The 11,891-nt window shown below is 31.4% G+C and carries 7 protein-coding genes; 4 read left to right on the forward strand and 3 right to left on the reverse strand.

The features are described from left to right. Positions 1-617: 617 nt before the first annotated feature. The 3 genes from A9G35_RS02725 to tssI all read left to right on the forward strand — a co-directional run bounded on the left by A9G35_RS02725 (position 618) and on the right by tssI (position 5,692). On the forward strand, positions 618-1,385 hold the full coding sequence (locus A9G35_RS02725) for a hypothetical protein (RefSeq protein ID WP_081300089.1): 768 nt from the start codon (positions 618-620) through the stop codon (positions 1,383-1,385). Between the two features lie 155 nt (positions 1,386-1,540). Beyond that, complete coding sequence (tssF, locus tag A9G35_RS02730) at positions 1,541-3,307, forward strand: type VI secretion system baseplate subunit TssF (RefSeq protein WP_065635573.1); 1,767 nt, start codon at positions 1,541-1,543, stop codon at positions 3,305-3,307. Positions 3,308-3,316: 9 nt separating this feature from the next. Next, positions 3,317-5,692: a type VI secretion system tip protein TssI/VgrG gene (gene tssI / locus A9G35_RS02735; RefSeq protein WP_065635574.1), complete on the forward strand. Its 2,376-nt coding sequence runs from the start codon at positions 3,317-3,319 to the stop codon at positions 5,690-5,692. 205 nt (positions 5,693-5,897) lie between these two features. On the opposite strand, the gene A9G35_RS02740 is transcribed toward tssI, so the two are convergent. Further along, the gene (locus A9G35_RS02740) at positions 5,898-6,161 is read right to left on the reverse strand and encodes a PAAR domain-containing protein (RefSeq protein ID WP_065635575.1); all 264 of its coding nucleotides are present in this window, start codon (positions 6,159-6,161) and stop codon (positions 5,898-5,900) included. Positions 6,162-6,358: 197 nt separating this feature from the next. Here A9G35_RS02740 and A9G35_RS02745 point away from each other — a divergent pair, with 197 nt between their 5' ends. After that, a complete protein-coding gene (locus A9G35_RS02745; RefSeq protein WP_065635576.1) occupies positions 6,359-6,877 on the forward strand; it encodes an Hcp family type VI secretion system effector in 519 nt (172 codons plus the stop codon). 84 nt (positions 6,878-6,961) lie between these two features. Here the strand turns inward: A9G35_RS02745 and A9G35_RS02750 are convergent, their stop codons facing one another. Both A9G35_RS02750 and tssM read right to left on the reverse strand, forming a co-directional pair. Then, entirely contained in the window at positions 6,962-8,320 is a 1,359-nt protein-coding gene (locus A9G35_RS02750; RefSeq protein ID WP_065635577.1) for a VasL domain-containing protein, read from the reverse strand. A 52-nt stretch (positions 8,321-8,372) separates the two neighbouring features. Next, a complete protein-coding gene (gene tssM, locus A9G35_RS02755) occupies positions 8,373-11,885 on the reverse strand; it encodes a type VI secretion system membrane subunit TssM (protein WP_065635578.1) in 3,513 nt (1,170 codons plus the stop codon). Positions 11,886-11,891: the final 6 nt, after the last annotated feature.

The raw sequence follows: 11,891 nt of genomic DNA on the forward strand, positions 1-11,891 counted from the left end.
CGTAAGGGGTGCCAGTATAAAGGCCATAAGGCGTTTGCGAGCCATCGGTAATATAGTAGTTTTTAACGGCTTGCGCATCACTGACGTTAGAAAGCACCGCATATAAAGGCATAGACGAGGTGGCGGTAATGGTGCGCCAGTTAGCTAGTGGCATATCTAACATAATATGCTTACTCCATGAAATAAAACAAAATAATAATTAACATTATGATTTATCAATATCACCAACAACATCCCCACCATAGAGCCGTTAAGAAATCGAAAATAAATGCATTTTCTTATTTAAAATACGTTATTTTTGTTATTGAAACAATATTTTTGAACGATATTATTTCAATAATCTTTTTTTAGCACTTATTGTTGTATAAATTATTTCGTTTATTTAACATCGGTATTATTGATATAATTTATTAGTTTATTGCTTAACTAACTAAATTATAAATAATTTTAATATTTATCTTTAGGTTTATTTTTTATTGTTATAAATCGAACAAAATTAATAATGAATTTTTATGGTAATGTTTGTTTTATTACGTTAGGATTATCTTATTTATGTAATAGAATGTAAAGTATTAGAAAAAATTTTGTCATCTATTCAAATAAGGGCAAATAACATCATGCAAAAAATAGCCAAATTAGTAAATTTTATAATTATTTCATTTTTAAGCTTTTTCTTGATAAATTGTTCATCCTCTCAAATGGTAAAAAATCCAGCTTATAGCGCAGCAAAAGTGGCTAAAGTACAGTTAACAGATAAAGATATTTTTGATGAAGAGTTGGATAAAGAGATTACGGATTATGACATTCAAGAGGCCGCCTATTTGGCTAAAAAAGGATTCCATGTTCCTCTTAAATCTTCTATTATTCTTGTGCAGTCTGGGGAAAGTGTACCAGATGCCACAATGCAGTTAGAAATGTCAAAGTACTATCAGGTTTCGGTTTATAATGGTTTTCCAAAAACAAAAACATTATCAAACCGCCGAAAAAGCAAAGATTCAGATCATGTCATTTATAATAATTACATGAAACAACTGCGTCTTATCGCTGCCAAAGGAGGTCAACGCACCATTGTTGTTTATTGGGGAGAGCTTGAAAACGGTGTTCTTGACGAAAAAACAAACATTGTAAATTGGCGTTTGTATTCTGGTGGTAAATTACCGAGTAATACCAAATCATTACGTTATTTACTAAAATTTACATTAGTTGATGTTGTAACTGGTAATTGGTCAACATATTCACCTATTAATGTTGAGGTAGATTATATTCCTCCTAAGTTCCGTAATAATGTAACGGATATAGCTCAGATTGATCAACTTATCCATAAATCATATGCTAACGCAGCTTTATTATTAGCTGAAAGATATAAAGGTAAATCAGTAAAATAACTTTCTTTAAATCAAATAACTATTTATCTTTTGTAATATAATTAATTGTGGTTTTATGTTAACATCAATAACATAATTATATATAAATAACACTTAAAGATGTTAACTGTATTTGAAATGTCTTAGTTAATCTAAGTCAAAAGGGTTTGAAGGGAATGGAGTTAAAAGATTTTTATCAAGATGAAATTTCATACATTAAACTATTAGCTCGTCATTTTGCTGAAAAACATCCTGAGTTAGATGCATTTTTTTCAGCATCAACTGACGATGCTGATGTTGAACGAATATTAGAAGGTAATGCTCTTTTAATTGCGCGTTTGCGCCAGAAAATTGATGATGCTTTTCCTGAAATAACCCATGCCTTACTTGATGAAGTTTGGTCAACGCCAATTAATCCTATTCCTGCAACAACGGTTTTTGAGTTTATTCCAGAAAGAAATGGTGAGATAATTTATATTCCTCCTGAAATACATGTACAAAGTTCGAAAAATCCAGGAACTAAGGACCATTATATTTTTCAAACAAGACGAGATGTTAGAATATTACCACTACAAATCATTAATCGTAAAATTGTACATAGTAATAAAGGCTCTCAGCTTACTTTAACGTTTGAATGGTATGGCAATTCAAATCAAATTGATTGGGAGTTTAAATTATTACCGCTATTTTTAGGGGAAAATAAACAGACAGCCGGATTATTATTGTTATGGTTTTCACATTATTTAGAAAATATCCAAATTAGAGTGGCAGGAGAGGAATATTCGTGCTCCAACAACTTGGTTAATATTAAACCCTCTACGGAAGAAAATTTACTTTTACCATGTAATGGTTCTCCTTATTGGCGTTTGCAACTATTGCAAGAATATCTCTATACCGATCATGTTAATGATTTTATTGAATTAGATATTAGTTATATAAAACCATACATTCTTCAAGGTGAGAATGCCTGTTTTGATGTGGTTTTTGATTTTAACCAAGCATTTCCTTTCGACAATCTTATTGATGAGCATGTGTTTCGTTTATATTGCGTGCCTGCAATTAATAAATTTTCAACAGTAAGTTATCCTATTTCCTTTGATAGCGCACAAAGAACCCCAACAGGCTTTGTTATTAAACCAACCAATCCTTTGCATGAAATTTATCGTATTTTGAGAGTCTATTCACCAGCAGAGGCACATCGATTAGGTCGTGGAGTCTCCATTGAATATAAACCGATTACTAAATTTTCTCCTACACGGTTTACATTTAATGACGCTGATATTTTTTATAAAATAGAGCGAGAACATGATGTTATTGGTAATGTCATTTATAAACTCTCTTTTTTTGATCACCAAGGTAAACCTACTGATGTGACCGATATAAATTATTTTATTTGTGAGCTTGAGTGTATTAATCGTCAAGAAATTACAGGGCTGAACATAAATGAAATTTCAACATCCACAGGCGAGGTACCGAGTGGTGTTGCATTTACCAATATTACTAAAGTCAGTAAGCCTTTTTTACCTATAATATCAAGCCATGTCCATTGGCCATTAATTTCACACTTATCATTAAGCCCTATTTTTTTAAATGATATTAATGTTATTCGCCAAGTAGTACAAGATTTTGATATTCATAGTAAGTCTAATCGTCCTGCTCATAATCGTTTAAAACAATTTTTACTTGGTATAGAAAATGTAATAAGTCATCCTGTTGACAGACTTGTTAATGGATTACCTTTAAGAGGTGTTCAACTAGAATTTTATTTAGATCCTGATTTTTACCCAGATAAAGGAGAAATGTTTAGGTTAGGATCGTTACTAGGAAATTTTTTTGCTTATTGTATTACTAATAATAGCTTTTTATTAACTAAAATAATCAATACACAAACTAAAGAATGTTGGACATTACCCCAAATTAGTGGCAGTAAAAAACAAATATAGGAATTAGCTATGAATAATAATGGGCTTCATTTTACGTGCAAAGTTGGTGAGCTTTCTGATGATACTTTTTCAGTGTATAAATTTACCCATGAAGAGGCACTATCAGAGCTATTTACACTTACTCTATATGTCGCAACCAAAGAACCATTATCCGATCTGAGTAGTTTAATTTTACAGCAGGTAACATTTAAAGTTAATGCCAGTGGTGAAGAACAACGAACCATTTCTGGCTTGATAGAAACTATTGAACAGGGAAAGTCTGGGTTCAGACGTACTCATTATAAAATTGTAGTGCGACCTTCAGCATGGTTACTTACGCTACGCAAAGATAGTCGTATTTTTCATTTTAAAAGTATTCCTGAAATTATAGAAAGTATGTTTTTATATCATAATATTCAATTTGATAGTCAACTTAATGACGAACATCTAATTCGGGAATATGTAACACAAAAACGAGAAACAGATTATCAATTTTTTGAACGTATCGCCGCAGAAGAAGGAATAACTTTTTGGTTTGAGCAAATTGATGATAAAAATCAGAAACTGTTTTATTCAGATAGTCGGTTAGGGCAAAAATCAGGTGCCAGTTTGATCTATAATACGCATCCTCAAACGGCCGAAACGGGTGATTTGATGAGTGATTTAACCTTTTCGGTAACCATGAAACCAAATATGGCGATTCATAAAGATAGAAATTACACAAAACCCGCTTATGAATTAATGCATCAGTCATCGACTCAACAAGGTAATGAGCATTTTGCTTTTTTTGAAAGTTATGGACGCTTTGAAGATGATAAACCTGGAAAAAACTTTACGCAATATCGTTTAGATGCACTACAGGCTGAATCTGAATTAGGGTGTGCAACGACAAATTGTATAAAATTGATGCCAGGGACAATTTTTACGTTAAGTGAACATTCAGATAATAAATTAAACGCCAAATGGCAAGTTGTTAGGGTTAATCATCAAGGTTATTGTCCTCAAGCATTAGAAGAAGAAGCTGATGGTGGTGTAACAGTTGTCAGTAATCACATTGAATTTATTTCAGCTGAAAAAGAGTGGCGACCTGCTTATATTCATAAACCAGTCCCTGATGCCAATGAAATAGCCGAAGTTGTTGGTCCTGCTGGCGAAGAAATACATACGAATGAATATGGATGTGTTAAAGTTCATTTTCACTGGAATCGTTATGATCCCGCTGATGATAAAGCTTCTGCTTGGGTAAGAACAGCCAATCAATGGGCTGGCAATGGTTTTGGTAGTGTTACATTACCGCGTATAGGTCAAGAAGTGATAATTACCTATATTGATGGCGATATTGATCGCCCTATTATTAGTGGTCGATATTATAATGCTCTTAATAAACCACCTTATAAATTGCCTACCCATAAAACCAAAATGGTTTGGCGCTCTAAGTCACATAAAGCAGAAGGTTATAACGAAATTTCATTTGAAGATGAAAGTGGTCAAGAGGAGATTTTCATTCATGGGCAGAAGGATTTTAATGCCCTTATCAATAATAATACAACATGGGATATTCGTAATGATCATAAAAGCAAAATAGCCAATAATAGCACTATTGAAATCATTGGTAATAGTGATGTTTCAGTCAAAGGAGAAACTCGGATAAAACGTGAGTCGAGTAAATCAGAAAAAATTAGCAATGAATTTCATCTCAAAGTTGGCACAGATTACGTAATTAATTCTGGTAGTGAAATATCAGCTAAGGCAAACTCAAAAATAACATTAGATGCTGGGACAGAACTAACCATTAAAGCTGGTGGGCAATTTATTGTATTAAAACCATCAGGTATATTTACTTCTTCTCCATTTAATATTGGAGCTGGTTCTCCTGGTAAAGGCAAAAAACTTAATTTAAAAATTCCAGGATTTATCGCTACTTTAGTTGCTCCTAGTCTTGTTCAGCAAGGAACAATTAAAAAAAATGCACCTTTTTGCGAAGAATGTGAAAAATGTAAACAAGGTCAATGTGATATAGGTGTTACACCATCAGATATGCCTGATAATTCAGCAAAAGTACAAAATATAATTTCGGGGGGGGGGGTTGCTGGTGGTTTAAGTAATCCTAATATGATAATGAATGGTGGATTTACTGGTGGCACAATGCCAAATATGGATATATTTGATAAAACATCAATATTAAATAATATAGTCAATAAACTTGGATTCAATAATCAATTCCAATTTTTATCAGGAGCATTTGATAGTGCATCACAACTTAGTAATAATATAAAAAATGTTGAACAAATGCTTAAAATGCCACAAGGTATCAATGGAGTAGCTAAGAATATACTTGGTAATGCATCTACACCAATGAGTTCATCTGGAACTAATTATAATGATATGTTAAAAAAAACATTCTGATATGATTGATATGAACTAAATTATTACTAAATAATGTACAATAATTAGCAAACTGAATAAAACTATTTTCTTTATTTAATATTGATTAGTATTTATATAGATATCATCATTTGTTTGAAAATACATTTGCTAAAATAAAACTTTATCAAAATATGGCAATAACTTACGTTAAATTGGTAAGAGATTGCCCTAATTAAATAATATTTTACCCTACACTAACATCACTTGTGGTTGAAATTAATGTGCAACCACAAGCGCTTTTATGACCATCTAAGGCGACAGGTTTTCCTTCATCTTTAAAATTAGCTTCGCCTTCAACTATAGGATTATTACCGTGTTCTGGTATAGGACATGACACCAAATCACCAACACGAGCGACAGGTTTTCCTTGTATTATAGTTTTTGTTGATGCCGTTATGACTCTTCCACCATGACTTGTTGGATCGCCAAGTCGAATTACTCCGCGCATAGTTTCCCCCCTTAAAGTAAGATATTGTTACACATGATTACTATATGAAAAAAATAAGATATACTAATTTATTTATTTTTTATAAATTTTTTGATCCATTTTATTATAAATAATGTAAAATAGATAACATAAATAATATAAGCACATTATTTAAATTATTCTTTATAACTAAATTCATTATAAAAAAGGGGATTATTATGCCAACTCCATGTTATATTTCTATTGAAGGGAAAACACAAGGAAACATCACTGCTGGTGCTTTTACTGCTGAATCAGTGGGGAATATCTATGTTAATGGTCATGAAGATGAGATGTTAGTACAAGAGTTTTTACATAATGTTACTGTACCTACTGATCCTCAATCAGGACAACCATCTGGTCAACGTGCTCACAAGCCATTCCAATTTGTTGTTGCTTTAAATAAAGCTGTTCCTTTGCTTTATAATGCGCTAGCATCTGGCGAGATGCTACCAAAAGTACAATTAAAATGGTATAGAACTTCTATAGAAGGCAAGCAAGAACACTTTTTTACTACAACTCTTGAAGATGCTACTATTGTGGATATGGATTTACATATGCCCCATTGTCAATCACCGAGCGATAAAGAGTATACTCAATTGTTAAAAGTATCTTTAGCTTATCGTAAAATCATTTGGGAACATACAGTTGCTGGCACATCCGGATCTGATGATTGGAGAGCACCAATAGAATCTTAATTAACATAAATTAAAGGTTAAAAGTGAAATTCGGCTTTTAACCTTTATCTATGTGAGTTTTTCAACCTAATAATTATTATTTAATTATCCACCGGTTTGGTAAAATCTGGTCATAATAGCTTTCAGTTGTCGATTAAATTTTTGTTTAAGTTCAGTTGTGACCTCTTTTCCATTTTGCTGAAGCTCTTCAATTTGACGTAGCACTTCTTCAATAGGAGGCTCACTATCTAGTTCTTTTTGAATATTATCGAGCATTGTACGTAATTGATTAATTGTAATATAGCGATCTTCTGATATTGCATTATCTACTTTATTTATTAAGCTTTGTAATTGCATTTTCGCATTATGATAGTTTAAGGTGTTAATCTTATAAGCAACATTAGCTTGCAATTGATTCTGCCAATAATTATCCAACTGCTTATATTTTTCCTCTTCTGGCCATAGCCGTTGAACATTTTTCAATAAATTATTGATATAATAATAAGAACTAATAGGCGATAATGATGAAATATCATGAATTTGTTTTTCATAATGTGTCAATATAAAGGAGCGTGTTTTTTCATTATTTATCAAAGAAATATTTGGTTGTTTAGATGAATCCCTATCAAACCAAGACAAATTTGGCCCCATTAAATCTAACATTTGTGCATGTTGGCAATTAAAAAATTCCATTACACAAAAACTACAAACAGAAGCTAAAATAACGCCAAACGCAAAACTCCACCATGAAAATCGCTTTTTACTATGATATTCTAATGATATAGTCGATACATTTGGGGATATTTCTGTTATTTTATTTGTTTGGTATTGATCTTGTTCTATATCTTTATCAGATAAATCTTGCCTATTAGAAGTTTCCGGAAGATAAAGTAGTATTTTTTTGATTGATTTTTTTGGTTCTTTTTTCGGAAAAATGATATGTTTTTTTTCTAAAATTTTTATTTTATTTTCTATATAAAATAACAGGTTATCAATTAGAGGGGATTTTTCAAATGGTACTTGATATAATTTATCTATTACTTTTTGAAGAGCATCGCAAGCACGTTGCAATAAGGCTATATCTTTGATAGTGAAGTCTTGTTGGCGAATCAAAGAACCGAGCCGGGAATTAAACCAATTTAATGCATCTACTCGAAAAACAGGGTTAGTAGGCCATAATTCTTCCCATTGATAACAAATAAGTGATTTAAGAAGTTCACAACCTTCAACAAAGCCGCTCAAACCATAACGGTGGTATCTTGCAAGGGTATAATAACTAATCGATAATAAATCAATTCCATTTTTTTCAAATAGTATTAGAGCATTATTTTCTATCAATGCCCAATCAATAATTGGATGTTTAGGATGACTTAATTTATTAATTTCTGATTTTATAGTTTCGAACTCATCAAAATGAGAGGGATCTTTTCCCATTTTAATAATGTGAATATTATTTTGTTCCATCGCACAATCTCAATAAACAGATCCATAATAAAATTAGGATCTGTGTCATTTTTTAATAAAGCGTATCAGAAAGTTTAAATTGGCTAAATAACCCACCAGCAAATGGATTTTCTGCACTATCAACTTGAATACGATAAATAACAGAACCTCCATCAATATCGTAACGTATATCAAAAGATGAATCAGTTATATTAGTTAATTTACCAATATCAAATAATCTAAATTGTCCCCAAAACCCAGAACGAATTAAAGTTCTAGAACTTTGATTCGTGTTTGAAATTAGTGTTAATTTGCTTTCAATTTCCTCTCGCATTGTGTTTGGCCAAATTATTTGAGTTTGAATACTTTTACCATGGCTATAATCAACCAACTGTCCATCAAGATTTAAAATACTACGACGTTTATTCGCTGACATAGAAATAGGTTTAATGGTATATTGAACATTCAAGGCATTTTGTGCATCAAAAAATGTCCTTCTAATCTTATCTGCCACTTTTAGTTGCGCTAATACATCAGCTCTAATTAGTCTTTTATCATTAGCATCTTTTAATAAATTATTATCAACAAAAATTTTTAAATTTTCTTGATAAAAACTATCAATCACTCCTCCATTTTTGAAGAAACGTTGAAACTCACTGAGTGAAACATCATGATTAGATGCAGTGTTAAATGGATAACGGTTAGCAAGGTTTAAATTAAAATCTTTGACTACTTTCTCGTTCCATTCAACTTCCAATGAACGTATAGCTTCAGTAATAATAACATCCCAAATTTGTTTAGATAACTCATTTAGCCATCGTCCCAACGGTTCAGGAGCTGTTTTAGCTAATTGTTGAATCTCAATGATAGGATCACTACTATTCTGATTCATATGCAGTTGTACTGCTTTTAGTGCGGCCTTACCTGGAGAAGGTGAATTCTGTATCATCAGCAAATAACGATGTAGATCACCTAATTTTTGAGAAGCATTTTGAATAGTGCTTAATTGTTGATTATTATCTTGTAATACTGAAACAGCTTTTGAAAATTCACGATGAATACTATTGATTAGTGTTCGCTCTTCATTAGTAAATTCCGTTTTATTAGTTTTTTTGTTATTTAAATCAGATACAGGTAAGGCTTCGGAATTATTTTTTATAAGCATAATTGCTTTTTTCAACGGTTGTTCACTACTATTAATGCTCTCCAATGTTTCTATAGCATTAGCAATACTATCAAAATCCTTTATGATTAAATTATCATAAGCTTTATGCCAAGTATTTATATAATCATTCATATATAGATCAATTATATAATGCTTAATATTTTCCCTATCAGCATGGGTATATTTAGTACTTTTAGCTATACCTAATACCCAACTGTCTAGTGCTGTTAAGTCTATAAAGCGTTCATCTTGTTTAAGAAAATAATTAATTAAACTTTCATACGTCAAAAATTGAGGAATAACTAATAGTTTTTCATTGTTTACTTTATACACCGAATCAAACGATGCACCAATTTCAGTTTTAACATTCAAGTCTGTTGGTAATATATTAGCTGATTTTAGTCGCAAATTTTGATATATACGTTGATAAACAGAAAGTTTTTTTAGTTCAATCTGTGCCTGTTGAATAGGTTGTTTAAATGCCATAAAGGCATCTATGGCCATTTTATCATTACTATTTCTCTCTTTTTTCCATTGGTTATGGATTAATGCATAATCCAAATGCTGTATTAGTTTATCTTGTTTATCTTGCTGTCCAATAAAGAGATCACTCCAGCGATTACGCATGTAATTCAGGACTAGCTCTTTATCACGTCCCGATTCATCTTCAATCATTCGCATAATACGTAGCACACCTAATTTTTGTTCACTTTCTTTAGGCGCCTGTTGGAGCTCATTAGTTAATCCATGCATAATATCTGGCAGATATCGCTGTTGAAGCAGTTTTAAATACATAGATTCTATAGATGGCGCTATTTTATAGCCTTGATAAAATCCAAAATTAGATAAATAACGATTATATTCATGATAATTACCATAAGCAAACATCGCCTCACGCAGAGGATTAAGCTTTGGTAATTCCGAATCGCCGTAAATATCTTTTTGAGCCATAGTAGGAATTTGTATATACTGTTTCATTTGAGCTAAAACAAGATCGCCAGCATCATAGTTTTTCTTATAATAATAGTGAAATGTTGCAATTAGACTTATTGAGCACAATGTTGCTACAGCTGAAAATAATTTAATTTTACGTCGATAATGCTGCTTAGATTTTAAGTTATAACCAGCAATATTTGGTTCTGCTAATAAAACATCTTTAAATAATCGTGTTGAAAAATAAGATTGAGTTTGTGATATTGGCCATGTTGGATAAGGTTGTACATTTAAATGATATTGTGATGCTGTCGTTTTGACAAAGATATCACCCATTTGTCCTTTTTGCGTTGAAGAAACTAAATATAAACCACGAAGAATAAGCATCTCTTTATCTTGATTTAGCAATAAATAATTGATGATATAGCGTAAGTAATCATGTATGCCATGCATCTGGCGACTAAAAGAAAATAATGCACTACGTTGCTGAATATCAACACTATTTAACATCATATCAGGTATTGCCTGATTCATCTGTTTGCCCCAATTTAGCCAAAACATGCTAAATTCTTCATCCCATGTTTTTTCATCATCAAAAGTGACACCTAAAATACTATCTCGTTGGTGTTTATCTAATTTTTGGTACATGGCTTCAAAACCGTAAAACAGATCTAGTTTTGTGAAAACTATATATACTGGTAATTTACACTGTAAAGTTTTATAAATATCAAATACTCGTTGATGTAAATTAGATAAGATTTCATCTTGTCGTCCTTTATTCGAAGAGACGAAATCATATAAATCAATAGTTAAAATAATACCGTTTAACGGTTGATTACTACGTTCTTGTAATAACCAATTTAAAATTGAAAACCATAATCGGTTATATAATTTTGGTTTTCCCAATTCATCAGTATTAGGTTGACTAATTAGTAATCCATTTACATCAAAAATAACAGCTTGTTCACCTAATAGTGGCTTAATTAGCGGTTTGTCCTTTTCATTTAAATCTGGTTGGTAAAGTGAAGTTGTAGAATAGCTTTCCTCTAAAAATAAGCTTTTTCCACTCTGTGATTCACCAATCATGAGATACCACGGTAATTGATAAACACTATCTCGGTTATTATTAAAATGTTCTTTTAATTTAATTATCCAATGTTTTAAATAACGTATTTGTATACTAATATCCTCTTTAAGAGGATCTTTTACTTTTTCTTTACGATCTTTTTGTCTGTTTTCGTATTGTTGTAATTTTCTGATAACGATATAAAATCCCCAACAGAAAAAAGCAATAATGTATAATGCTGTAATTAATAACCGAATTTCCAGTGATAAAAAGGGTTGATATTCGGCAATAGTCCATTCTGCTCCTGATATCCAAAGCCAAATCAATGATACAACAGCTATAAGGATAACGAGTAATGTTACTGACGGTTTAAGCCGAGGTAACTTTGAGCCGATTAATTGAAATATTAGTGGTAATTTCATTGCATC

Origin of the sequence: Gilliamella sp. Choc5-1, from assembly GCF_001690595.1 — a bacterium.
GTDB classification, from domain to species: Bacteria; Pseudomonadota; Gammaproteobacteria; order Enterobacterales; family Orbaceae; genus Gilliamella; species Gilliamella apicola_M.